A 25,166-nucleotide genomic window follows, 5' to 3' on the forward strand; every position below is an offset into this window, starting at 1 on the left:
GCATATAAATATAATGCCTTTAATCATTATTCAGAAAGGCTGTTGGAGAGCAGCCAATCACAAGGTTTCTCTTGCCACTCTTGGCCGGCTGCAGGTAGACGAGCTTTACAAGAGACGAATACCTTGCCAAAATTCCCACCCTGTTTTGCTCGGATATCTGCAAACCAGCGCATTGGGAAGCCTTGGGCATAATGAGGTGTGTAGTCTGGATAGCCAGTCTCAGGGTTTATTTCCTGGCTTACCCGAAGGAAATAAAATGGATAATATGAGTGATGGGTATCAAATTGTTGATAAATGTATTTAACCTCAGATTCAGTCAGGTGACACATGGCGGTGTCGAGGGCTTTGGATAGATTAACGTCATATTCGCCAATCGTCTCCCCTCTGTATTTGCAATATTCCGTCACACCAATGTCTATTGCATCGCGGTCGATACCGGACGAGAAGTAGCTGTTCAGGTTGACGGTGTACTTGGTCTCGACATGTTGGCCCAGCCACTCACCTTCATCATCGATCAACACATAGTCGTTGAGTTCAACTGTGCTCTTGTCGCCAGTAAGGTGTTTTTGCAGGTCTTTCAGCATCTCCCGGTTCAAATCAGAGTCTGACTCTGGCAACGATGTGGCGAGCGTCAGCTGGATGGCTTGTTGCAGCTGCGTTTTGGCTTTTGCCAGTAGGGTTCCATAGTTCGAATTGAACTTGAAGAAGTTGTTGTCTTTTAGCAGTTCGGCGGGGCGAATATTGATATTCAGATATTCTGCGTCAACAGTCTCGGTGCCAAAAGTAACTGTACGCTCAGACTGACCTGGATTACCAGGTATCCAGTTGTATTTGGTACTGAATTTGTCAAAGGTGACATTTTCTTGAGCAACTTTAAACTGGCTGGCAGAGCCATATTGATATGCAGAGATCACATTCATTGCCGATGACATAGCCAGGGCCGTTGCGCGTAACTCTTGCACTTGGGCAAAATTCAAGGTCAGCTTGTCATCATCACCATATTTTGCGAGATAATCAGGCTTGACAATATTTGTCAAGGTATTGTTGATACTTTCCAGCTCCAGCGCATATTTACCCATTAGACGAGAGATATCATCGGTCTGGGTGGGCTGCTCCTTGATAGCAAAAGTGATCATATCGGATGGATTGACGATGATATCCAGAATTTTAGCCAGTGAGGTCTGGTATCCCTGGCCAAGAGCCGAAGGGGGCTGGATATCAAAGCGGTTGCTGACGATGGGGTCATTGGTGATTTCCATCAAGGTAATGACAGATTTGACCACCTCGCGATCGGCTTTGCCCTGATCGCCGGTTTCTGCGTTCAAGATATCCTTGTATTCACGCAGTTTGTTTTCAAAGTTGGTTTTTTGCCAATCTTGGCTTTCTTCGAGCAGGCTTCGCAGGACTTTATCTACAGCAACTGATTGACCATTAATCACTGCCAGCGAGGCATTCATATGTGCTGCGGCAGCTGTTGTATCAACAACTTTTTTGTCGAGCTGTGCCTGTTTCAGGGCTTCATTCAGGCTGGTGTTAAACTCATCATCGTTGCCAAAACGAAGAGTGTTGCCTAGCTTGACCACATCCTCTGTTTTCAGAGTAATCCCGTTACTTGCATCACCGTCAGCATCCATAGTTTGCAGCAGTGCAGCGATACGAATGGCGCGACCTTTGTCACCCTTCTCGGCGATGGTGTATGGGGTCACCAGGGTCTGACCTTTTTTAACCTGAGTTTCCCCAAGCGGGATTGAACCCAGTTTGAATGCACAGGTGTCACCGTCATTAAAGAGGAACTGGCCTTGCCCATCGGTGAGGGCGGTGTAGTTGCCGCAGGTGTAGTTCAAGCCTGCTACTGCACTATCAATAAAGGTAGCGGTCAAAGTCGGCTTGGTGACGTTTCCACCATTGCCGCCATTATTGCCATTGTCAGTGCTGGCACTGTCGCCACCACCGCCACAACCTGCCAGCGTCAAGCTGGATAACGCTGCCACAACCGATAAAGCCAGAACATTTTTTTTCATTTTTATTTCCCTGAAACAACGATACATATGCCACCTGTACCAAGCTGAGGAAGCCAGATAGGAGAGAGTGGCATGGATTGATATGCAGTACTCAATTGACATTGTTGTTAGTTGCATTTGAGCCCGTGCGGTAAGCATCATACAGGGGCTCATATGGTTTTCATATTGATCTGGATCCCGCCTATTGATGAATTGTGAGATAGCCTAAGTTTCGGATGTGTGAAGTATTGCTGTGACGACCAGAGAGGGGATGGGCGATCCCTTTAACCGCAAAATAGGTAAGCGTAGTTTTGCGAGCCGGATCACGGGCTTGCCGGGGGGCTGGATGAATAAGAGGGGAAAACGGTTTACAGTAACTTGCTGAACAATAAGAGAAATGTCGTTTGGGTCTTTTGGTTGTTAGCATAAAAAACTGAAAAGTAGCTAAAAAACAACTGCTTATAATGTTATTTGCTTAGAATTCAAACCGTTAACGCAAACGTTTTTCCCTTATCATTTGCTTGACCCGCATCGGGGCTGACTTAGAGTAAGCCTGCGTGCTAGATAGCCTGCTCTGACAGGCAAGCAAGTTCCCTCACTTAATAACAATCAAGGATACGATCGTGACTAAAGTGCTCAAGCTGGCCACCGTGGCCTCCCTCACTCTCGCTGCTCTCTCTGCTCAGGCTGCTTCCGAGCCAGCCGTCATTTATGACACCGCGGGCAAGTATGACAAATCATTCAACGAAGCCGTGTTCCGTAACGGCGTCGAGCTCTACAACAAGGACAAGGGCGTCAAGGTCAAAGAGTTTGAACCCCAGAACGAAGCCCAGCGCGAGCAGGGTCTGCGTCGTCTGGCCAGCCGTGGCAACGGCCCGATCGTGGCGGTCGGTTTCAACATGGGTTCTGCGGTAGAGAAGGTTGCGACCGAATTCCCGAAAACCCAGTTCACCATCATCGACATGGTGGTCGACAAGCCGAACGTCCAGTCCGTCATCTTCAAGGAGCATGAAGGTTCCTTCCTGGTGGGCGCGCTGGCAGCCATCGCTTCCAAGAGCGGCAAGGTCGGCTTCGTGGGTGGCATGGATATCCCGCTGATCCGTAAATTCCAGTGCGGTTACGAGCAGGGTGCCAAGTTCGTCAATCCGAAGATCGAAGTGTTCCAGAACATGGCGGGCTCTACCCCGGCCGCGTTTGCTGACCCGGCCAAAGGTGCCGAGCTGGCCAAGTCCCAGTTCGCCAAGGGCGCTGACGTGGTTTACGCCGCAGCTGGCGGTACCGGTATCGGTGTCTATCAGGCAGCCAAGGACAGCGGCAAGTTCGCCATCGGGGTGGACTCCAACCAGAACCACCTGCAACCGGGCACCATGCTGACCTCCATGGTCAAGTCTGTGGGTCTGGCCGCTTACCAGACCTGGGATGACGCTGCCAAAGGCGAGTGGAAGCCGGGTATCAAGAACCTGGGTCTGGCTGAAGGCGGTGTGGATTGGGCGCTCGACAAGGACAACGAGAAGCTGATCACCCCGGAAATGAAAGCCAAGGTGGATGCCATCAAGGCTGAAATCATCGCTGGCAAGGTCAAGGTTCATGACTACATGAGCGATAACACCTGCAAATACTAATTAGATAGTTGCTACGACTCTCAACGCACCACCGGCCCGCACGGGCCGGTTTTTAGTCTTATTTCATGAAACGCAGGGCTGCATCATGGACCAGACAGATCGCTATGCCATCGAATTAAGAGGTATCGATAAGCGGTTCGGCGAAGTGTACGCCAACAAGCTGATCGACCTTAAGGTTCGCAAAGGCAGTATCCACGGCATTGTCGGCGAAAATGGCGCCGGTAAGTCCACCCTGATGAGCATCATTTATGGTTTCTACCATGCCGACAAAGGCGAGATGCTGATCGACGGGAATCCTTTCAAACCCCATGGCTCACAAGATGCGATTGCCGCAGGCGTGGGCATGGTTCACCAGCACTTCATGCTGGTCAATAACTTCACCGTATTGGAAAACGTCATCCTCGGCGCTGAGAACGGCTGGCACCTTCAGCAGAGCGTGGCGTCAGCCGAAAAGCTGCTGGGCGAACTGGCGCGGGATTATGGCCTCGACGTGCCGCTACACGAGAAGGTCGAAGATCTGCCGGTTGGCTTGCAACAGCGGGTCGAAATTCTCAAGGCGCTCTATCGCGGCGCCCGCATCCTGATCCTCGACGAGCCGACCGGGGTACTGACCCCGCAAGAGGCGGATCACCTGTTCGAGGTGCTGAAAAAGCTGCGGGATCAGGGGGCAACCATCATCCTTATCACCCACAAGCTGCGGGAGATCCTGGCCATTACCGATCAGGTTTCCATCATGCGCCGTGGCGAGATGGTGGCACACGTCGCCACCAAGGATACCGACAAGGAGCAGCTGGCCGAACTGATGGTGGGCCGCAAGGTGCGACTCAAAGTCGACAAGGGGCCAACCCAGCCCGGTGAAGCCAAGCTGAAGATCGAAGGGCTCAGCTATTTCGACGCCAGCAAGGTGGAGCGGGTCAAATCGGTCAGCTTCGAGGTGCGGGCCGGTGAAGTGGTCGGCATCGCCGGGGTCTCCGGCAACGGTCAGTCCGAACTGCTCAGCCTGCTTGGCGGCATTCTCAAGCCGAGCAAGGGGGGCTTTACCATCAGCAGCCGCAGCGGCGTGCACAAGGTGAGCGCGGAGCACCCGGCCGATCCCGAGCTGGTGCGCAACTACGGCCTCGGTCATGTGCCGGAAGATCGCCACAAGATGGGGCTGATCAACCGCTTCGAGGCGAAAGAGGCCTTTATTCTCGGTTATCACCGCCGCCCGCAATACAACAAGGGTTGGCTGCAGAACAAGGAGGCGATCCAGCAGGATTGTCAGGCCAAGATGGAGAAGTGGGACGTGCGCCCGCCCCATCCCGATCACAAGACCGCCAACTTCTCCGGTGGCAACCAGCAGAAGCTGGTGATCGCCCGTGAAGTGGAGCAGGACCCGGATGTGCTGTTGATCGGCCAGCCGACCCGCGGGGTCGACATCGGCGCCATCGAGTATATCCATCAGCAGATCATCGCCATGCGCGACAAGGGCAAGGCGGTGCTGCTGGTCTCGGTGGAGCTGGACGAGATCATGAGCCTCGCAGACCGGATTCTGGTGATTGCCGATGGTCGCATCGTCGGCGAGCTGGATGGTGCCAAGGCGGATGAGCGTACCATTGGTCTGATGATGGCGAATATCGTTCCCGATGACGTTGCCAAGGAGGCCCACTGATGAGCCAAGTACGTATTCCTGCCTGGGTCTCCGTAGGCGTCTTGTCTGCGGTCAACATCCTGCTGGCCTTCCTGGTGTCGGCCATTCTGTTCTACTACCTCGACATCAACCCGGTCGATGCCGCCAAGATCATGTGGTACGGCGCGTTCGGCACAGGTGAAGGGGTCGGCTTCACCCTCTACTACGCAACCGGCTTTATCTTTACCGGTCTGTCGGTGGCGGTCGCCTTCCACGCCGGTCTGTTCAACATCGGTGGTGAAGGTCAGGCCTATATCGGCGGGCTCGGTGTCGGTCTGGTCTGTCTGATGCTCGGCGATGTGCTGCCGTTTGCCCTGCTGTTGCCGCTCTCCATCATAGCCGGTGGTCTGTTCGGGGCGGCCTGGGCCTTTATTCCGGCCTGGCTGCAAGCCAAGCGCGGCAGCCATATCGTGATCACCACCATCATGTTCAACTTCATCGCCGCCTCGCTGATGGCCTATCTGCTGGTGGAGGTGTTCAAGCCGCCCGGCTCGATGGCGACCGAGAGCAAGGTGTTTGCCGAAGCAAGCTGGCTGCCCAAGATGAGCGGGCTGGCGAACCTGTTCGGGATGGAGATCCCCAACAGCCCGCTCAATATCAGCTTCTTCTGGGCGCTGATCTGTGCGGCGCTGGTGTGGGTCTTTATCTGGCACACTCGCTGGGGTTACGAGATCCGCTCGGTCGGCGCCAGCCAAAGTGCCTCCGCCTATGCCGGTATCTCCTATCCCAAGGTGGTGATCCTGGCCATGGTCATCTCCGGCATGCTGTCGGGCTTCTTTGCCCTCAACGTGCTGCAGGGTGAGCTGCACCAGATCAAGCTCAACTTCGTGGAAGGGTTCGGCTTCACCGGTATCGCGGTGGCGCTGATGGGGCGCAACCATCCGGTGGGCGTCATCATCGCCAGCCTGCTGTTCGGCTTCCTCTATCAGGGGGGCGCCGAGCTCAGCTTCGAGTTCGGTGTCGACCGCAACATCGTGGTGGTGTTGCAGGGTCTGGTGATCCTGTTCTGTGGCGCCCTTGAGCACATGATGCGTCCGCGCATCGAGCAGCTCTATCTGGCGTTTGCCAACCGCTCAGCCGCACAAGCTAAAGGAGTCTGATCATGTTTGAAATTCTGATCCTGATGCTGGATGCGACCATCCGTACCGCGCCGCCGCTCATTCTCGCCGCCATGGCGGGCATGTTTTGCGAGCGCTCCGGGGTGGTCAATATCGCGCTGGAAGGCAAACTGCTGGCAGCAGCGTTCGCCAGTGGTGCGGCTGCGGCGGTCTCCGGTTCTGCCTGGATAGGTCTGGGGGCCGGGGTGGGTGTCTCCATCCTGTTTGCCCTGATGCACGGCTTTGCCACCATCACCCACCGCGGTGATCAGGTGGTGAGCGGGATGGCCATCAACATTCTGGCGGCCGGTCTGACCGTCACCCTGGGCCGTTACTGGTTCGATCAGGGTGGCCAGACTCCGGCACTCTCCGGCGATGCCCGTTTCGCCCCCATCGACCTGCCCTATGCCAAGGAGCTGTGGGATGTGCCGGTGATCGGCCAGCTCTACAGCGAGCTGCTGAGTGGCCACTCCCTGCTGGAGTACGTGGCGTTCGCCTGCGTACCGCTGGCCTGGTGGGTGATGTTCCGTACCCGCTTCGGTCTGCGTCTGCGGGCGGTGGGCGAGGCGCCTGCTGCGGTCGATACTGCCGGTATCTCTGTGGTGCGGATGCGCTACACCGCGCTCCTCATCGGCGGCCTGCTGGCTGGTATCGGTGGCACCTATCTGGCGGTGGCCCAGACGGCCCAGTTCATCCCCAACATGAGTGCGGGCAAGGGCTTTATGGCGCTGGCGGCGCTGGTGTTCGGCAAGTGGCGCCCCTGGAATGCCATGGCTGCCTGTCTGCTGTTCGGCTTCCTCGATGCAGTCGCCATCCGCCTGCAAGGGGTCAGCATCGGTGGCTTCGCCATTCCGGTGCAGGCCATCGAGGCACTGCCCTACATCTTGACCGTGTTCCTGCTGGCCGGTTTTATCGGCCGTGCCGTGGCGCCGAAGGCACTTGGTACACCTTATGTGAAGGAGCGGGAGTAGCGCCTTTTATCGCGATATTCCCGATCACACAGATAACAGCAGGCCCACTTCGGTGGGCCTGTTTTTTTATGGGCGGTATGGGGCAGACCAGCCGGGATCTGGATGGTTCGACAGAGGGAGGCGATGGCGTGAAGGGATAAACGGGCTGCGTGAGTTGCTGCGGGTAGCGGCTGGCGTACAAGAGCTGACCCTCTGCCTGCACCATCAAAAACCCCCTCGTATCAGGAGGGGGTTGCAGAGGTTATTGCCTGATGAACTCTGAGGCTCAGGGAGCCAGCACCAGCTTGTAGACACCAAAGCCGGGGTGTTTGGCATCGGTGGGTGGCAGGGTCTCTACATAGTTCAGCTTGCCACCGGTCAGGGCTTGCGCCTCGCTGCGTGGCGAGCTGTAGATGCGCAGATCCAGATTGGCGGGCAGGGGGGCCAGCTGCCAGTTGTTGTCTGCCGGGGGCTCGAAACCGGCCGGATTCTTCTCTGCCAGATCCTTGAGGTATTCGGAGAGCACTTCGCGGGTTTCGAACTGATCTTCATGGACGATCACCTTGGCGTTGATGCCCGGGAAGTTGCCACCACCGCTGGCGCGGTAGTTGTTGGTCACCACGTAGAACATCTGGGCCGGGTCGATTGCCTTGCCCTGATAGGTGAGGTTGGTGATGCGATAGCTGTCGCTCACCTTGTTGCCATCCACATCGTAACGGGCGGGTTTGGTAACATCGACCTGATAGTTCACCCCGTCGATCACGTCGAAGTTGTAGGTGCGGTACTTCTCGTTCACCAGCCACTGGGTGGCGGTGCTGGCGGCATCGATCTTGTTGAACTGGACGGCGCTCTTCTCCAGCCACTCCTGTACGGTCGCGCCATTGATGGCGACCACCTGCAGGGTGTTGGGGTAGACATAGAGGTCGGCCACGTTGCGCAGGGAGATATCGCCAGCCGGTACATAGGTGAAGTCGGTCGGACCGTTGCGACCGCCACGGAATGGCGCGGCGGCGGAGAGGATGGGCCATTTCTCCTTGAGCTGACCATCCTGTTGCAGCTTCTTGGCATGCCACAGCTGGGCGTCGCTGACGATCTGGATGGAGGGGTCATCCTGTACCAGCGCGAAGAAGCTGTGGATTGGCTTGGTGATCTTGCTGAGGGGCTCGTCCAGCCACTGGTTTGCCTGCTCGTGCTCGGCAATGACCTGATCGACCACCGCCTGATCTTCGGTGCTGCTGGCGCTGCTGTCGATCTTGCGCAGCTGGGACTGGCTGGAGGCCACTTCCCAGCGACCCTCTTTCCAGGTCATGTGCAGGTCGATGATGCCGAGGTGGTTGCCCCAGACGCCCGGCATCACGGTCGGTACGCCCGCCAGGGTGCCTTTCTCGTTGTCCACGTCGGTCATGTTGGGGTAGTCACCCGGGAAGGTGCGGTGGGCGTGGCCCAGCAGCAGGGCATCGACCCCCTTCACCTTGGCCAGCGGCAGTGCGGCGTTCTCCATCATGGGTTCGCGCGGGTCACCTATGATGCCGGTATGGGCCACGACCACGACGATGTCTGCGCCCTTGGCGCGGATTTCGGGTACATAGTGCTCGGCGGTCTCGACCATATCGGCCACCACCACCTTGCCTTCCAGATTGCGCTTGTCCCACTGGGTGATCTGGGGCGGGGTCAGGCCCAGCACACCGACCTTGATGGTCTGGGTATTGCCGTTGGCATCCTTCACCTGACGATCCAGCACCACATAGGGTTTGAACTTCTGCTTGCTCCAGTCGATGGTGCCCTTGCCATCACGGCTGAAGGCATCGGCCTGGAAGACGTTGGCGTTGATGTAGGGGTAGTTGGCCCCTTTCAGGGTCTCTGAGAGGAAGTCGAGACCGAAGTTGAATTCGTGGTTGCCCAGGTTGCCGACATCATAGCTCATGGTGTTGAGCGCCTTGATGGCGGGGTGGGTCTGCTTGCTCAGCCACTGCTGTTTGACCTGCTGGTCGTGGATATAGTCGGCCAGCGGGGTGCCCTGGATCAGGTCGCCGTTGTCGATCAGCAAGTTGTTGGCGTTCTCTTCGCGGGCCTTGCGGATCAGCACAGCGGTGCGGGCAAAGCCCAGCGAGGCATCCGGCTTGTTCTGGTAGTAGTCGTAACTCAGTAGGTTGGAGTGGATATCAGAGGTTTCGATCAGCCGCAGGGTGAGATCACCGGGGGCCTGAGAGTTGTTGTCGTCACAGCCGGACAGCAAAAAGATAACTGCCACCGCGCTCAGTTTGAGGGTGGTTTTCATTGTTGGATTCTCTTGTTATGGGTATGCCAGCGTGGTGCATTCTATCGACAGCAAAAGAATCCGATTGTGAGCAGGCTGGCAATTCGGGCTAATTACCCTCCTGTTAATAGAGTTATGACTCTGATTTTCATCTGTTTTTTCGGGTCGCTACCCTCGCTGCTTTTCCGCCGTGAGTCACCCTGTAGTCACCGCAGTGCGGTCGGGGCAAGCTGCGCGGCCTGCCGTTCCTGCGAGGCTGTAATGGTTGGTTACAGATCTCCATTCGACTGATAGATGACCTTTCCCTTAAATTCAGCGGCGATTGATTGCATCTAAAAATTACAAAGCGACAGCAAGGAATAAAAACTCATGAAAATGCACAACAAAGCGCTGCTGGCCATCGCCTGCGCCGCTGCCCTGTCTGCCTGTGACAGCGAAAAAGCTGCCAACAGCATCGCCAAGCGGGTGCCACTGGCCCTGCCGGAGGCGGGTCTTTACCAAGCGAATCTGATGAGCCGCGACGGCGACAAGGCGACGCCGCGCATGATCAAGGATCTGGATGGTCTGGCGCTGGTCTACCCGAAGGGTGAAACCGTGCAGCACTGGGGTGTCTGGGTGGATCATCAGGTGGGCAAGGTCGAGACCAACAGCCAGTGGTTGGGGCAGGCTGACCAGAAAGCCGACAAAGACGGGATCTACCCGGTGCAGTTGATCCGCAACAGCGAACGGCTCGGCACCAGCACTGCGCTCAGCTCGGTGACCAATGACCACAACCTCATCACCTTCCAGGATCAGCCGGTCATCGATCTGCAGGGCAAGGAGAGCAAGCGCTGGGTTTTTGATTTCACCCGGAGCGGCACCAAGTTCTCCGACAACTCCCCCATCTATTCCGGTTTCAGCGGTCATGTGGCGGTGACAGCCCTGACCACCAAAGCGGTGACCACGGCCAGCTGGAGTGCTACGGGCAGCGATGGCTTCAGCAGCGACATGGTGGGCAAGGTGGATACCACCAACAACGGCGGCAAGCTGACGGTAGCGATCGAGTTCCCGGCGGCAGGTTGTACGCTGGTGGGCGAGGGGAGTGCGACGGCCGGGTTGAGCAAGCTGACCATGAGCGGGTTTGGCAAGTGCAACTTCAAGCAATCCGCTGCCGCCACGCCGATCGAAAACCTCTGGAATGCCGCTCTGGCCCGGGCGATGGATAACCGCGTCGCCTATATCACTACCTTTACCTCGGATGCCAAAAAAGAGGCGCTGATCATCGGCTTCCCCGACACCAATGGCTTGCTGATCACCGCTGACAAGCGATAAGCAGCCCAACGGCAGGGGCGGGAAAACGCGCCTGAAACAACAAGGGAGCCAGTGGCTCCCTTGTTGTTTTCAACGCACGGTTTACAGCAGGAACAGGGTCGCCAGCCCGAGGAAGATAAAGAAGCCGCCGGTATCGGTGATGGCGGTGATCATCACGCTGGCACCGACTGCCGGGTCGCGGCCGAGGCGGGTCATGGTCATGGGGATAATCACCCCCATCAGGGCGGCCACCAGCAGGTTGAGCATCATGGCCAGGGTCATTACGGCGCCGAGCGCCGCATCCTGATAGAGCAGATAGGTGGCGATGCCCATGGTGCCGCCCCACACCAGCCCGTTGATAAAGGCGACGCCAAGTTCCCGTAGCAGCAGGAAGGAGAGGTTGCCTGCCTGAATGTGCTGCAGCGCCAGCGCCCGCACTATCATGGTGATGGTCTGGTTGCCGGTGTTGCCGCCGATCCCGGCGACGATGGGCATCAGGGCCGCCAGTGCCACCAGTTGGGAGATGGTGTGCTCGAACAGGCCGATCACCCGCGAGGCGACAAAGGCGGTGCAGAGATTGATGGCGAGCCAGGCCCAGCGGGTCTTGACCGCCTTGGAGACCGGGGCGAACACGTCTTCATCCTCGCTGATACCCCCCATCCGGCGCAGGTCGGTGTCACTCTCCTCATAGACCAGATCCACCACCTCTTCGACGGTGAGGCGGCCCATCAGCTTGCCCTTGCCATCCACCACGGCGGCGGAGAGCAGGTCATCCCGTTCGAAGGTGCGGGCGGCCGCTTCGTCGTTATCCTCCGGATCGAAGGTGACCGGATCACGCTCCATCACGTCGCTCACCAGGGTGGCGGGCTTGTGCAGCAGCACTGTGGTGAGGGCCAGCTCCCCCAGCAGGTGGTTGCGCCGGTCGATGACGAACAGCTTGTCGGTGTTGGCGGGGATCTTGCCGCGCAGGCGCAGATAGCGCTGCACCGTGGCCAGACTCACCTCGGGGCGGATGGTGATGATCTCGAAGTCCATCATGGCGCCGACGGTGTGCTTGCCGTAGCGGATCACCTCCCGCACTCGATCCCGGTCGGCGGGGGCCATATAGGTGAGCAGCCGCCCCATCAGGTTGCGCGGCAGGTACTGGCCCAGATAGATCTGGTCGTCGATATCCAGGGTGCGCAGGGCGTGCAGCAGCTCCTTGTCGCTCATCCCGCTGATGAGGCTGTCCCACACCGTCTCCGACGCTTCGACCAGGATCTGGCCGCGCTTCTCCTCCTCCACCAGCGCCCACAGGGCATGACGCTCATCGGGCGGCAGCGACTCCAGCGCATCGGCGACGTCGGCGGCGGGCAACCCGTTGACCAGCGCAGTGAGTTCGCTGGTCTGATCGCGCTGCTCGGCATCCTGCACCACCTGCGGATCGAGCAGGCTGTCGGTGAGGGCATCATCGCGCAGCAGCAGGGTGAGAATGCGGGATCTGTCATCCGCGCGCTGCCGGGCGCTGTTCTTGATGGGAAGAGACATGGGATGAATTCCTGAGATGGTAGCCAAGGGCTCAATGTCCATAGGATACCAGACTTAAAACAACAGGTTATGACCGTGATGGGAGAAGAGGGAGGTAAAAGTGAGGCCACCTGCTGGTGGCCTCATGGTGAGTTGCCGAGTCTCCCTCAGGCGAGGGCTCGCTGGCGCTGTGGTGCCTCGCCAAACCAGGCGAGCCGGTCGGCCAGCGTTACTACCGAGCCCACCATGATCAGGGCCGGGCTCTCGACCCCCACCGCCAGCGCGGGCAGCTCATCGAGGGTGCCGCGAATGACCCGCTGGCAGGGCTGGGTGCCGCGCTCGATCAGCGCTACCGGCGTATTGCTTGCCTTGCCGTGGGCCAGCAACTGCTCGCGGATGGTGGCGCAGGAGGAGAGCCCCATGTAGAACACCAGCGTCTGCTTGTCTTTGGCCAGCAGCGGCCAGTCGAGATCCCGGGCGCCACCCTTGCCGTGGGCGGTAACGAAACGGACGCTTTGGGCGTGGTCGCGGTGGGTGAGCGGAATGCCGGCGTAGGCGGCGCAGCCACTGGCCGCGGTGATCCCCGGCACCACCTGAAAGCCGATGCCGCTGCCAACCAGCGTCTCCAGCTCTTCGCCGCCACGGCCGAAGATGAAGGGGTCGCCCCCCTTGAGCCGAACCACCCGTTGCCCCTTTTTCGCCTCCTCCAGCAAGAGCTGGTTGATCCCCTCCTGCGGCACGCAGTGGTTGCCCGCCTGCTTGCCGACGAAGATGCGTTTGGCATCGCGGCGTACCAGCGCCATCACCTCGTCGGAGACCAGCCGGTCATAGACCACCACGTCCGCCTGCTGCATCTGGCGCAGGGCGTGTAGGGTGAGCAGGCCCGGATCGCCGGGGCCCGCTCCCACCAGCACCACTTCGCCAGCGGTGTTGCATTCGTCGGCAAACAGGTTGTCGGCCAGCTGGTGGGCAGAAGCGTGATCCCCCCGTGCCAGCGCCTGCCCGAGCCGGTCCGCCCCGAGTAGCCGCTCCCAGAAGCGGCGCCGCTCCCCCATGCTGGCGAAGCGCGCCTTGACCCGCTCCCGCAGGCTGCCGGCGAAGGCCGCGACGGCGCCCAGATGCTGGGGCAGCAGGGCTTCGAGTTTTTCTCGCAGCAGGCGGGCCAGCACCGGCGCCTTGCCGCCGGAGGAGATGGCTACCATCAGCGGCGAGCGATCGATGATCGATGGCATGATGAAGCTGGAGCGTTTCGGGTCGTCCACCACGTTGGCAAAGATCCGCGCCCGGTTGGCGCTCTGGTAGACCAGCGCATTCACCTCGCGCCGATCGGTAGCGGCCACCACCAGCCACTTGCCCGCCAGTTGCTGCGACGCAAATTCACCGGCCAGCCACTCGATGCTGCCGTTGGCCGCCAGTTCCGCCAGCTCGGGGTCGAGCTCGGGCGCTACGACTGTGAGGTGGGCACCGGCATCCAGCAGCAGGCGCGCCTTGCGCTCCGCTACCTCGCCGCCGCCGACCAGCAGCACGGGTTTGTTGTCGAGTCGGCAAAAGATGGGCAAGTAGTCCATGGGGCCTCCGGATCAGGCGGTTCGGGTCTGGTTGGCGGTGCTGGTGGTCTCGCTCACTGCAACCGGGCGCTCAGCTTTCGGGGTGGCATACCAGTAGCCGAGGCCCATAAAGAGGACGCCGGAGACGGTGTTGCCCAGGGTCACCCACAGCAGGTTGTGGCCGATGCCGCCCAGGGTGTAGGCATCCGAGTGGGCGCCAAACCAGGAGAGGGCGAACAGGGTCATGTTGGCGATGGAGTGCTCGTAGCCGGAGGCGATAAAGGCCAGCAGGCACCACCAGATGGCGATGAAGCGGGCGGCCCCTTCGGTGCGCAGCGCCATCCAGATGGCGAGGCAGACCAGCCAGTTGCACAGCACGCCCTTCATAAACAGGGTCAGGGCCGGAGCCTGGGTTTTGGCCAGCGCTACCTTGTGGGCCAGACTGCCCGCATCCGGCAGCAGGCTGCCGCCGTAGGAGTAGATGAGCGCCACCACAACGGAGCCAATCAGGTTGCCCGCCCAGGTCTGCGGCAGGATACGCAGCAGGTCGGCCATGGTGATTTTGCCCGTCTTCACCCCGAAGGTGAGGAACATGGTGTGGCCGGTAAACAGCTCGGAGCCGGCGATGATCACCAGCGTCAGGGCGATACCGAAGGTGGCCCCCATCACCAGCGGCCGGATGGCGGGATCCACCAGATTGCCGAGGGTGAAGATGAGGATGATGCCGAGGCCCACATAGGCCCCCGCCATGGCGGAGCTGAGCCAGAAGCCGAGCTTGTCGCTGCGCTCGAAGCGGTTGATGCGGGCCGCGTTGGCGGCGCACTTGTTGATGGTTTCCGTGTACATCTTGTGAGTCCTTGAAAGGGCTGCCCACAGGCAGCCCGAAAGAGAGTGAATTTGTCTTTAGACAGCGACCCAGACCTGCTGGTCGCGCACTTCAACGGGGTAGCTTTGAACCGACATGGCGGGGTTGTCGAAACAGTGGCCATCGCTCAGACGAAAGCGCTGCTTCTTGAGCGGGCTGGCGACCCAGAGCTCGCCGTCGTGTTCGCAGATCAAACCCCGCGACAGCACGTTGGCGGCGAAGAAGGGATCCCGGTTGTCGATGGCGAACACCTCGGCGGCCGCGCTCGGGCGGAACAGGGCGATCTGGCGACCCTCAATGAGTGCGCAGACGCCGGTGCCCGGCAGGATGTCGTTGAGTTGGCAGGCAAGTTTCATCATTTGGTTTCCACTTCGATCTGGTAGACGGGGATGCGCTCGGCCGGGGTCGCCGGTCGGTGCTGGTCGCGTTCGCTGACGAACTGGACGTCCGGGTCACGCTTGTCGCTGTTGATGAAGTGGCTGAAGCGCTTGAGCGCCTCCTCTTCATTAAGGGTGCGCGACCATTCGCACTCGTAGCTGTCGATGAGGGTCTGGATATCGCGCTCCAGCGTCTCGGCCAGCCCCAGCTTGTCGTCGACGATCACCTCGCGCAGGTAGTCGACACCCCCTTCCAGATTGCCGAGCCAGACCGATGTGCGCTGCAGTTTGTCGGCGCTGGTGACGTAGAACATCATAAAGCGGTCGATCAGCTTGATGAGGGTTTCGCGGTCAAGGTCAGAAGCCAGCAGATCGGCGTGGCGCGGTTTCATGCCGCCGTTGCCGCCCACATAGAGGTTCCAGCCCGCATCGGTGGCGATGATGCCGACATCCTTGCCCTGGGCTTCCGCACATTCGCGGGTACAGCCGGAGACGCCGAACTTCATCTTGTGCGGGGTGCGAATCCCCTTGTAGCGGTTCTCGAGGAAGACCCCGAGGCCAACGCTGTCCTGCACGCCGAAGCGGCACCAGGTGCTGCCGACACAGGTCTTGGCCATACGCAGCGCCTTGGCATAGGCCTGACCTGTCTCGAATCCGGCTGCCAGCAGCTTGCGCCAGATGGCGGGCAGATCATCCTTCTGGGCCCCGAACAGGCCGATGCGCTGGGCGCCGGTGATCTTGGTGTAGAGCTTGTAGTCGCGGGCCACTTCGGCCACCGCCAGCAAGCCTTCCGGGGTCACTTCGCCGCCGGCCATGCGCGGGATGACGGAGTAGCTGCCGTCCTTCTGCATGTTGCCGAGGAAGATGTCGTTGGTGTCCTGCAGCGGGATGTTGCGCGGGCTCAGCACATGCTCGTTCCAGCAGGAGGCGAGGATGGAGCCGACGGTCGGTTTGCACACCTCGCAGCCATAGCCTTGGCCATGCTTGGCCAGCAGCTCGTCGAAGCTCTTGATCCCCTCCACCTTGACCAGATGGAACAGCTCCTGACGGGAGTGGGGGAAGTGGGCGCAGAGGTGGTTGTTGACCTCGATGCCCTGCTTCACCAGCTCGGCGTTGAGCACCTGACTGATGAGCGGCACGCAGCCGCCACAGCCGGTACCGGCCTTGGTGTGCTGCTTGATGGCGGCAAGGGTGGTGTGACCCTCGGCCACCGCCTTGGCGATGTCGCCCTTGGAGACGTCGAAGCAGGAGCAGATCTGGGCGCTTTCCGGCAGGGCATCCACCCCCAGCGTCGGTTTGGCACCGGCGTAGGCGGGCAGGATAAGGGTATCCGGGTGGCTCGGCAGCGGCAGGGCGTTGAGCATCATCTGCAGCAGGTTGCCGTAATCTTCCACGACACCCACCAGCACGGCGCCGAGCAAGCGGCTGTTGTCCTCGCTCACCACGATCTTCTTGTAGACGCCAGCCTGATCGTCCTGAAACACATAGCTGTGGCTGCCCGGGGTGCGGCCGTGGGCATCACCGATGGAGCCGACGGAGACGCCGAGCAGCTTGAGCTTGGCGCTCATGTCTGCCCCTTCGAAGCGGCTGTCGCCGCCGAGCAGATGGTCGACGGTGATCTGGGCCATCTTGTAGCCCGGTGCCACCAGCCCGAAGAAGCGGCCCTGCCAGGCGGCGCACTCGCCGATGGCGTAGATGTCGGGGTCGGAGGTGAGGCAGTGATCGTCGATGACGATGCCGCCGCGCTCGGCGATGGCGAGATCACCGTAACGGCCCAACGTATCTTGCGGACGAATGCCGGTGGAGAAGACCACCACGTCCACTTCCAGCTGGCTGCCGTCGGCGAAGGCGAGGCGGTGTTTCGCCTGTTCGCCGCCGTGCATCAGGATCTCGCTGGTGCTCTTGCTGGTGTGCACCTGCACCCCCATGGATTCGATCTTGCGGCGCAGCAGCTGGCCGCCCTGACCGTCGAGCTGCTCGGCCATCAGCACCGGAGCAAACTCCACAACGTGGGTCTCGAGACCCAGCGCCTTGAGGGCACCGGCCGCTTCGAGGCCAAGCAGGCCGCCCCCGATCACCACCCCGCTCTTGCCACTCCTGGCGGCGCTGCGAATGGCTTTCAGATCCTCGATGGTGCGATAGACGAAGCACTCGTGGTGCTGACTGCCCGCAATGGGCGGCACCCAGGGGTAGGAGCCGGTGGCCAGCACCAGCTTGTCGTACCCGACCACAGTGCCCTTGTTGGAGTGCACTTCGCGGTTGGCCCTGTCGATTTTTTTCACCGCTTCGCCGAGCAGCAGGCGGATGCCGTGCTTGTCGTAGAAACCGGGTTTGACGAGGGAGAGATCTTCGCTGGTGTGATGGGAGAAGTAGGAGGAGAGATGGACGCGATCGTAGGCGGGACGGGGTTCTGCACCGAAGACGGTGATCTCGTAGCGGCCCGGGTCGGCCCGCTCGATCAACTCTTCGATGAAGCGGTGCCCCACCATGCCGTTGCCCACAACGACCAGTCTGACTTTGCTCATGATTGCCTCTAGTTTGGAGTAATAAAACATCATTCTGGGGCTAGGCTACCCAGTCAGTCGGGGCGGGCAATTGATGCAAATCAAGTGTCTATTTATATATCTCGTCAGGGGTAATTCGATAAAATTCAAAGATATACAAAAATAGGTATACCAGTTGATGATTTCTGCGCTGGCTTTGGGTGAGGGATGGTGGAGGGAAAGCCTGCTTTACCCACGGCCGGGGAGTGAAAACTTATGTCGGAAAAAGGCCGGTCTCACACTGGGCGAGACCGGTATCAATGGGCATCAGCTGAACAAGGTGGCGCGTCAGGCGATATGGCGGCGGAACATGGCGAGCGCCAGCGACAGGGTGACGCCGGCGATGGCGAGCAGCGGCCAGAGCAGGGGCCAGGCGGCCGACCAGTCAAACCCCTTGAGGAAGACCCCCTTGAGCAGCACGATGAAGTGGGTGAGGGGGTCGATGGCCGCCAGCCACTGGAATACCTGCGGCATGTTCTCCACCGGCGAGATGTAGCCCGAGAGGATTACCGCCGGGACGGTGAAGGAGAAGACTCCGAGAAAGGCCTGCTGCTGGGTCGAGCAGAACGACGAGATGAAGAGCCCGATCCCTGCCAGCGCCAGCCCGTAGCAGACCATGCCCGCCATCAGCAGGCTGAGGCTGCCGGCAAAGGGGAGGTGAAAGACAAAACGGGCGGCCAGCGCGACTATGCACCCTTGTCCCACCGCCACCATGATGCCGGGCACCGCCTTGCCCGCCATGATCCAGCCTGCGGTGAGGGGCGAGACCAGCAGCTGATCGAAGGTGCCCTCTTCCCGTTCCCGCGCGACCGAGAGGGCGGTGACGATCAGGCAACCGGTGGTGGTGATGATGGCCACCAGCGCCGGCAGGATATGCCAGTGGAACTCGACGTTGGGGTTGTAGAGGTTGCGTACCGCCAGCTCGGGTTGCCCCTTGCCCTCACTTTGCCAGCGGGCGATCACCTGACTGATGTAGCCAGCCGCCACCTGACCACCGTTGGAGCGGCGGCCGTCGATGATCAGCTGTACCTTGGCCGGTTCGCCGCGCGCCAGCCGGCGCGAGAAATCCCCCGGAATAATCAGCCCGAGCAGTGCCTGTTGCCCGGTGATGGCCTCGGTCATGCCCGCCTCGCCCTGCACCGGGATGATGGTGGTAAAGGCGGGCATATGGGTGAGGCGCTCCAGCAGCTCGCGGCTCTGGGCACCGCCATCCTGGTTGTAGATGGCCAGCGTGTTGCCGGTCACCTCCAGAGTGGCGGCGAACGGGAAGAGGGCGGTTTGCAGCAGCACCGGCATGATGAGCAGAAAGCGCCCCTGGGTATTGCCCATCAGGGCCTGCAGCTCTTTTCGGATCAGCCACCAGAGTCGGATCAGCATGGGTTACTCCAGAGTGCGCCGCGTCTTGCGGGCGGTCAGGGCCAGCCAGAAACCGGCCAGCAGCAGCAGACAGAAACCGTTGACCAGCAGGATCGAGAAGACGCTGCCCGCCTGATAGAGGGTCTGCAGGGAGCTCGCGAAGTAGCGGGCCGGAATGAGGTGGGTGATGGCCCGCAGCAGCGGCGGCATGCTGGCGATCTCGAACACGAAACCCGACAGCATCACCGCGGGCAGAAACGCGGCGATCAGCGCCGCCTGCGCGGCGTTGAACTGGCTGCGCATCACGGTGGAGAGAAACAGCCCGAGCCCGAGGGCGCTGCCGAGAAAGACGCTGGTGACCAGAAAGAGCAGCAGTAGGGAGCCGCGCCATGGCACGCCCATCACCGCCACCGAGAAGAGCAGGCAGAGCAGCATGGCGATGATGCCAAGGCCATAGTAGGGCAACAGCTTGGAGAGCAGCAGCTCCCCCTTGGTGACCGGGGTGGCGAGCAGCGCCTCCATGGTGCCGCGCTCCCACTCCCGCGCCACCACCAGCGAGGTGAGCAGGGCGCCTATGATGGTCATCACCACCGCAATGGAGCCCGGCACCAGAAAGTTGCGGCTCACCAGCGCCGGATTGAACCAGGCGCGGCTCTCTATCGACACCTGCATGGCGACCCCCTCGCCAGCGAGCCATCCCTGCCAGATCCCCTGCACATAGTTGGTGACGAAGTTGGCGGTGTTGGGCTCGGAGCCGTCGGTCAGCAGCAGTGCCTGCGGCGTGCCATTGCCCTGACCGGCCATAGTGCGGGAGAAGCCGTCATCGATCACCAGCAGGCCGCGGATCTCGCCACGGGCCAGACTGGCGAGCAGGGACTCCTTGCTCGGCCCGCTGTGGATCTCCAGTGCGGTAGAGCCGCGCAGGGCCTGCTCCAGCCGCACCGCCGGGGCGCCGCTGTCGGTGCGCCAGATGCCGAGGCGCAGATGGTCCACATCCAGATTGATGGCGTAACCCATCACCACCAGCAGCACCACCGGCATGATGAAGGCGATGAGGATGCTGCTCGGGTCACGGACGATTTGCAGCGTCTCCTTGCGGCAGAGGGCCAGCAGTCGCCGACGGTTGATGCTCATGCGTCCTCCTCGCTGGCCCGCTCGACTAGCGTGATAAAGGCCTCTTCCATTGTTGGCAAAGAACAGGTCGGCAAGGAGCCTGTTGGCAAAGAGGTCGCCGCCTCTTTGGCCGCCAGCCCCTTGAGATCGTCCGGGGTGCCGAGGGCCAGCAGCTTGCCGCGATAGATGAGAGCAATGCGGTCGCAATACTCCGCCTCATCCATAAAGTGGGTGGTGACCAACACGGTGACGCCGTGGTCGGCCAGCGCGTTGATGTGCGACCAGAACTCGCGACGGGTTACCGGGTCGACCCCGGAGGTGGGCTCGTCGAGAAACAGCAGCGGCGGTTCGTGCAGCAGGGCGCAGGCGAGTGAAAGACGCTGGCGCAGGCCGAGCGGTAGGGATTCCGCTTTCTGATCGAGCCAGGGGGTGAGGGCAAAGGCAGTCACCATGGCGTCGATCCGCGTCTGCTGGTGGCGGCCGAACAGGCCGTAGATACCGGCGAAGAAGGAGAGGTTCTGGGCCACGGTGAGCTGCTTGTAGAGGGAGAACTTCTGCGCCATGTAGCCGAGGCGCTGGCGCGCCGCTGAGGGGCTATGGGCCAGATCGATGCCGGTCACCAGCGCCTGTCCCTCGCTCGGGCGCAGCAGGCCGCACTCCATCTTGAAGGTGGTGGACTTGCCCGCCCCGTTGGGGCCGAGCAGGCCGAAGATCTCGCCGCGGCGCACCGCAAAGCTGACATCATCGGTGGCGGCAAAATCGCCGAAGCGTTTGGTGAGGTGGCGCGCCTCGATCACCGCCTCGGGGGAGACCCCCTGCGGCAGTTCGGCTTCCCGCATCCCGGCCGCCAGACTCGACTCCCCGCCGGGGCCGCCGCCGAGCAGGTCGATAAAGGCATCCTCCAGCCGGGGCTGGGCCGGTTGAAAGGCGCCGTTGGCCAGTTGCAGCTCCGGGAGCGGCGGGGGCGTCATGCCAGGGTGCAGCAGCAGGCGAACTCGCTCCCCCGCCACCGCGCCATCCATCACCGCCGGGTGAGCCAGTGCCCGGCGCAGCAGTGCGCGCCGCTCGCGGCCATCCAGTTGCCCCGCCTCCAGCAGCCAGCAGCGGCTGGCCATGGCCCCCATCAGATCGGCCGGCGTGCCGCTGGTGCGCACCTCGCCATCCGCCATCAGCAGCACGTGGTCGCACAGCTCCGCCTCGTCGAGATAGGCGGTGCTCCAGAGCACCGTCATCCCCCCCTTGGCCAGCTCGCGCACCATCTGCCAGAGGGCGCGGCGGGAGATGGGATCGACCCCGACCCCCGGTTCGTCGAGCAGCAGCACATCCGGGGTGCCGAGCAGGGCGCAGGCCAGCCCGAGCTTCTGCTTCATCCCGCCAGAGAGCTTGCCTGCCGGTCGTGCTGTGAAGCGGGCGAGATCGGTGAAGGCGAGCAGCCGCGCGAAGGTGGGCGTGCGTTCGGGCTCCAGTACGCCGCGCAAGTCAGCGTAGAGGGTGAGGTTCTCCTGCACGCTGAGATCCTCGTAGAGGCCGAACTGCTGGGGCATGTAGCCGAGGCGCTGGCGCAGCAGATCCCCCTCGCTCACCGGATCCAGCCCCAGCACCCGGATGGTGCCCGCTTCGGGGATCAACAGACCGGCCAGCAGGCGCAGCAAAGTGCTCTTGCCTGCACCGTCGGGGCCCACCAGTCCGGTGATGCCGCCAGTCGGAATGGTGGCCGAGATGGCGTTGAGGGCGACCCGCTCGCCAAAGCGTTTGGTGAGCCCCTCAAGGGAGATAGCGCTGTTCATGGCGCCAGCCTGACGGTGACCGGCATCCCTTGGCGCAGGGCTGGGTCGGGGTCCTGCACCACGATGCGCAGCCGGTAGACGAGGTGAGTGCGCAGGTCCGGTGTCTCCACCGATTTCGGGGTGAACTCGGCGGTGGGCGAGACAAAGCCCACCACCCCGTGATAGGGCTGATCCGGCCGCGAGTCGGTGGTGAGGGTCACCCTGGCGCCGCTCGGGAAGTGGCCGAGCCAAGGCTCCTCCACATAGGCGCGCACCCAGACTGGCGCGGTCAGGGAGAGGTTGAAGGCGGTCGCTCCGCTCTGCACCATGCTGCCGTTCTCGATGGCGCGGCTGATGATGATGCCGTCGCTGGGGGCGGTCAGGCTGGCATCCGCCAGCGCCAGTTCGGCACTGGCGAGCGCCGCTTTGGCTCCTTCCAGCTGGGCATCGGACTGGGCTATCTCTTCCGGGCGGTAGCCGGTTTCGAGCTGGGCGAGCTGCTCGCGGGCGGAGCGTACCTGCGCCCGGGTCTGATCTCGCTGGGAGCGGGCGGTATCGAGCTGACCGCGGGAGATGGCGCCGGTGGCTGCCAGTGCGCTCTGGCGGCGCCACTGCTGGTCGGCTTCCAGCGCAGCGGCTTCGGCGGCGGCCAGTGCGGCCCGGGCGCGGTCGGTCTCTTCACTGCGATAGCCTTTGTGGATCAAGGCGTTGGCGGCAGTGAGCGCGGCCAGATTGGCGCGGGCGCTGTCGCGGCTGTGGGTGAGGGGAGCCGGATCGAGGCGGGCCAGCAGTTGACCGGCTTTTACCCTATCCCCCTCATCGACCAGCACCTGATCGACGCGTCCGCCGACCCGAAAGGCCAGATTGACGTCGCGAATATCGACGTTGCCGTAGAGGATGGAGCCGTCGGCCGGGCGCCCCTGCCACCAGAGGTAGCCGCCGATAACGGTTAGCAGCAGGGCTACGATTGCAATGCGTTGTTTCATGCCGCTTCTCCTTCCTTCATGTCGGTGGGGCGCAGGCCGCGCAGGGCCCATACCAGCCGCTGTCTGGCGGCCTCGGGGTTGTCTATCTGGCTGATAAAGGGGGCGGCCTGTTCAGGCAGCCAGCCGAGCTGACGACCGCTGCCGGCGATAACCAGCGGTAGGCCGACCGACCCCATGATGAAGATCATCAGCTGGAGCGGGTGACCCGCGACCAGCGACCCTTCCGCCTGTGCCATCCGTACCTGTTCGATCAGCAGCAGGGGATGGCGGCGCGGCAGGCTGAGCAGAAAACGCTGGGCCGCCCCTTCGCCTGCCAGCGCATCGCCAAACAGGTGGTTGATAAAGCCGCGCTGGCGCGCCACCAGCCCGATCAGCGCCTCCATGGTGGCCTCGAACATGGCGATGGCAGAGGGGTAGGAACCTTTGGCTGCCACCGATTTGAGCTCGTCATAGAGGGGGGCGTACCAGAGCTCTACCAGCTCATCGATAAAGGCGTCGCGGTTGCCGAAGTGGTAGACGAAAGAGCCAAGGTTCACCTCGGCCGCCGCCGCCAGCTCGCGTACCGTCAGGCCGCGCAGCCCCTTCTCGGTGGCGATGGCGAGGCCGGTATCGAGCAGTTTCTGCCGGGTTGGATTCATCTCTCTGGTTCCTGTTGCGCAGCTTTCGATCTGATTTATACGTATGTATAAATCAATCGCACAGAAGTTGATAGATCTTTTTTTGAGCAGATTTCAGCAGGGATGAAAAACGGCGGACTTTCGCAAGGGGCGGGATGAAATGGGTGGCAGGGAAATAAAAACGCCTCCACAAGGGAGGCGTTTTTGATCGTGATGGCTGGGCGTGCTTACAGAATAAAGCGGCTCAGATCCTCATCCTCGACAAGCGCACCGAGGTGGGCGTTGACGTAGTCGGTATCGATGACAAAGGTCTCGCCGGATTTCTCGGAGGCGTCATAGGAGATATCTTCCATCAGGCGCTCCATCACGGTGTGCAGACGGCGGGCACCGATGTTCTCGGTACGCTCGTTGACTTGCCAGGCCGCTTCGGCCAGACGGCGGATGCCATCCTTGGTGAACTCGATATTGACCCCTTCGGTGGCCATCAGCGCCTTGTACTGATCGGTCAGCGAGGCGTTCGGTTCGGTCAGGATACGCTCGAAGTCATCTGTGGTCAGTGCGGTCAGCTCGACCCGGATCGGCAGACGGCCTTGCAGCTCGGGGATGAGGTCGGACGGCTTGGCAATCTGGAAGGCGCCGGAGGCGACAAACAGGATATGGTCGGTCTTGACCATGCCGTGCTTGGTGTTGACGGTACAGCCCTCGACCAGCGGCAGCAGGTCGCGTTGTACCCCTTCACGGGAGACATCCGGGCCCGAGCTCTCGCCGCGCTTGCAGATCTTGTCGATCTCGTCGAGGAAGACGATGCCGTTGTTCTCGACCGCTGCGATCGCTTTCTGCTTCAGCTCTTCCGGATTGACCAGACGGGCTGCTTCCTCTTCGATCAGCGCCTTCATGGCCTCTTTGACCTTGATCTTGCGCTTCTTCTTCTGGTTCTGGCCCAGATTCTGGAACAGCCCCTGCAGCTGGTTGGCCATCTCTTCCATGCCCGGCGGGGTCATGATTTCGACGCCCATCGGGGAGGCGGAGAGTTCCAGCTCGATCTCCTTGTCATCCAGCTGACCTTCCCGCAGTTTCTTGCGGAAGATCTGGCGGGTGTTGGAGTTGTCGGCTTTCTCTTCCTCACCCCAGGTGTTGCGCGGGTTGGGCAGCAGGGCGTCGAGGATGCGCTCTTCGGCGGCTTCCTCGGCGCGATATTTCATCTTCTCCATCTCGGTTTCGCGCACCAGCTTGATGGCGGCATCGGTCAGATCGCGGATGATGCTGTCCACTTCCTTGCCGACATAGCCCACTTCGGTGAACTTGGTCGCTTCTACCTTGATGAAGGGGGCGTTGGCCAGCTTGGCCAGACGACGGGCGATCTCGGTCTTGCCGACACCGGTCGGGCCGATCATCAGGATGTTTTTCGGGGTCACTTCATGGCGCATCTCTTCGTTGAGTTGCATCCGGCGCCAGCGGTTGCGCAGGGCAACGGCAACGGCGCGCTTGGCATCGGCCTGACCAATGATGTGTCTGTCCAGCTCGTGGACGATTTCTCTCGGGGTCATCTCGGACATGATGGTGTTCCTGTATCCGGGGCGGGCAGTGCCCACCCCTTGGGAAATT

18 protein-coding genes are annotated in these 25,166 nt (G+C 61.1%); 5 read left to right on the forward strand and 13 right to left on the reverse strand.

Annotation, left to right across the window (positions count from 1 at the left end; all coding sequences use genetic code 11):
* Positions 1–26: 26 nt before the first annotated feature.
* Entirely contained in the window at positions 27–2,021 is a 1,995-nt protein-coding gene (locus tag AB5Z05_RS03225) for a hypothetical protein (RefSeq protein WP_368150091.1), read from the reverse strand.
* Positions 2,022–2,623: 602 nt separating this feature from the next.
* Between AB5Z05_RS03225 and AB5Z05_RS03230 the strand changes: the two genes are divergently transcribed.
* The 4 genes from AB5Z05_RS03230 (at position 2,624) to AB5Z05_RS03245 (ending at position 7,359) form a co-directional block, all read left to right on the forward strand.
* The gene (locus AB5Z05_RS03230; protein WP_005340803.1) at positions 2,624–3,622 is read left to right on the forward strand and encodes a BMP family protein; all 999 of its coding nucleotides are present in this window, start codon (positions 2,624–2,626) and stop codon (positions 3,620–3,622) included.
* A gap of 85 nt (positions 3,623–3,707) precedes the next feature.
* Positions 3,708–5,273, forward strand: coding sequence for an ABC transporter ATP-binding protein (locus AB5Z05_RS03235; RefSeq protein WP_100644783.1), 1,566 nt, complete (start codon positions 3,708–3,710; stop codon positions 5,271–5,273).
* Complete coding sequence (locus tag AB5Z05_RS03240) at positions 5,273–6,391, forward strand: ABC transporter permease (protein ID WP_005357011.1); 1,119 nt, start codon at positions 5,273–5,275, stop codon at positions 6,389–6,391. The genes AB5Z05_RS03235 and AB5Z05_RS03240 overlap by 1 nt, the downstream gene beginning before the upstream one ends.
* A gap of 2 nt (positions 6,392–6,393) precedes the next feature.
* The gene (locus tag AB5Z05_RS03245) at positions 6,394–7,359 is read left to right on the forward strand and encodes an ABC transporter permease (RefSeq protein WP_021230728.1); all 966 of its coding nucleotides are present in this window, start codon (positions 6,394–6,396) and stop codon (positions 7,357–7,359) included.
* Between the two features lie 265 nt (positions 7,360–7,624).
* Here the strand turns inward: AB5Z05_RS03245 and AB5Z05_RS03250 are convergent, their stop codons facing one another.
* Positions 7,625–9,616 carry a bifunctional 2',3'-cyclic-nucleotide 2'-phosphodiesterase/3'-nucleotidase gene (locus AB5Z05_RS03250; protein ID WP_021230729.1) on the reverse strand — a complete coding sequence of 664 codons (1,992 nt, stop codon included), beginning with the start codon at positions 9,614–9,616 and terminating at the stop codon, positions 7,625–7,627.
* A 348-nt stretch (positions 9,617–9,964) separates the two neighbouring features.
* On the opposite strand from AB5Z05_RS03250, the gene AB5Z05_RS03255 reads away from it, so the two are divergent.
* On the forward strand, positions 9,965–10,906 hold the full coding sequence (locus AB5Z05_RS03255) for a hypothetical protein (RefSeq protein ID WP_368150092.1): 942 nt from the start codon (positions 9,965–9,967) through the stop codon (positions 10,904–10,906).
* A gap of 81 nt (positions 10,907–10,987) precedes the next feature.
* Here the strand turns inward: AB5Z05_RS03255 and mgtE are convergent, their stop codons facing one another.
* From mgtE to hslU, 11 genes are all read right to left on the reverse strand, one after another.
* Positions 10,988–12,412: a magnesium transporter gene (mgtE, locus tag AB5Z05_RS03260; protein ID WP_139733602.1), complete on the reverse strand. Its 1,425-nt coding sequence runs from the start codon at positions 12,410–12,412 to the stop codon at positions 10,988–10,990.
* Between the two features lie 146 nt (positions 12,413–12,558).
* Complete coding sequence (gene cysG, locus AB5Z05_RS03265; protein WP_368150093.1) at positions 12,559–13,959, reverse strand: siroheme synthase CysG; 1,401 nt, start codon at positions 13,957–13,959, stop codon at positions 12,559–12,561.
* 12 nt (positions 13,960–13,971) lie between these two features.
* Positions 13,972–14,784, reverse strand: a complete 813-nt coding sequence (nirC, locus tag AB5Z05_RS03270) for a nitrite transporter NirC (protein WP_368150094.1) — start codon at positions 14,782–14,784, stop codon at positions 13,972–13,974.
* Between the two features lie 57 nt (positions 14,785–14,841).
* Positions 14,842–15,159 carry a nitrite reductase small subunit NirD gene (gene nirD, locus AB5Z05_RS03275; protein WP_041202829.1) on the reverse strand — a complete coding sequence of 106 codons (318 nt, stop codon included), beginning with the start codon at positions 15,157–15,159 and terminating at the stop codon, positions 14,842–14,844.
* Positions 15,159–17,705 carry a nitrite reductase large subunit NirB gene (gene nirB, locus AB5Z05_RS03280; protein ID WP_368150095.1) on the reverse strand — a complete coding sequence of 849 codons (2,547 nt, stop codon included), beginning with the start codon at positions 17,703–17,705 and terminating at the stop codon, positions 15,159–15,161. The genes nirD and nirB overlap by 1 nt, the downstream gene beginning before the upstream one ends.
* A gap of 306 nt (positions 17,706–18,011) precedes the next feature.
* Positions 18,012–19,100, reverse strand: a complete 1,089-nt coding sequence (locus AB5Z05_RS03285) for an ABC transporter permease (protein ID WP_005355575.1) — start codon at positions 19,098–19,100, stop codon at positions 18,012–18,014.
* Positions 19,101–19,103: 3 nt separating this feature from the next.
* Positions 19,104–20,213, reverse strand: a complete 1,110-nt coding sequence (locus AB5Z05_RS03290; protein ID WP_236317401.1) for an ABC transporter permease — start codon at positions 20,211–20,213, stop codon at positions 19,104–19,106.
* Complete coding sequence (locus tag AB5Z05_RS03295; protein ID WP_227272806.1) at positions 20,210–21,979, reverse strand: ATP-binding cassette domain-containing protein; 1,770 nt, start codon at positions 21,977–21,979, stop codon at positions 20,210–20,212. Before AB5Z05_RS03295 ends, AB5Z05_RS03290 begins: the two co-directional genes overlap by 4 nt.
* Positions 21,976–22,944 (reverse strand): secretion protein HlyD, encoded by a 969-nt coding sequence (gene hlyD / locus AB5Z05_RS03300; protein ID WP_005355555.1) that lies wholly within the window; start codon positions 22,942–22,944, stop codon positions 21,976–21,978. Before hlyD ends, AB5Z05_RS03295 begins: the two co-directional genes overlap by 4 nt.
* On the reverse strand, positions 22,941–23,582 hold the full coding sequence (locus tag AB5Z05_RS03305) for a TetR/AcrR family transcriptional regulator (RefSeq protein WP_005355553.1): 642 nt from the start codon (positions 23,580–23,582) through the stop codon (positions 22,941–22,943). The genes hlyD and AB5Z05_RS03305 overlap by 4 nt, the downstream gene beginning before the upstream one ends.
* Before the next feature lie 206 nt (positions 23,583–23,788).
* Complete coding sequence (gene hslU / locus AB5Z05_RS03310) at positions 23,789–25,117, reverse strand: HslU--HslV peptidase ATPase subunit (protein ID WP_005340773.1); 1,329 nt, start codon at positions 25,115–25,117, stop codon at positions 23,789–23,791.
* Positions 25,118–25,166 lie beyond the last annotated feature (49 nt).

Origin of the sequence: Aeromonas sp. R2-4 (genome assembly GCF_040908365.1) — a bacterium.
Taxonomy (GTDB): Bacteria; Pseudomonadota; Gammaproteobacteria; order Enterobacterales; family Aeromonadaceae; genus Aeromonas; species Aeromonas veronii.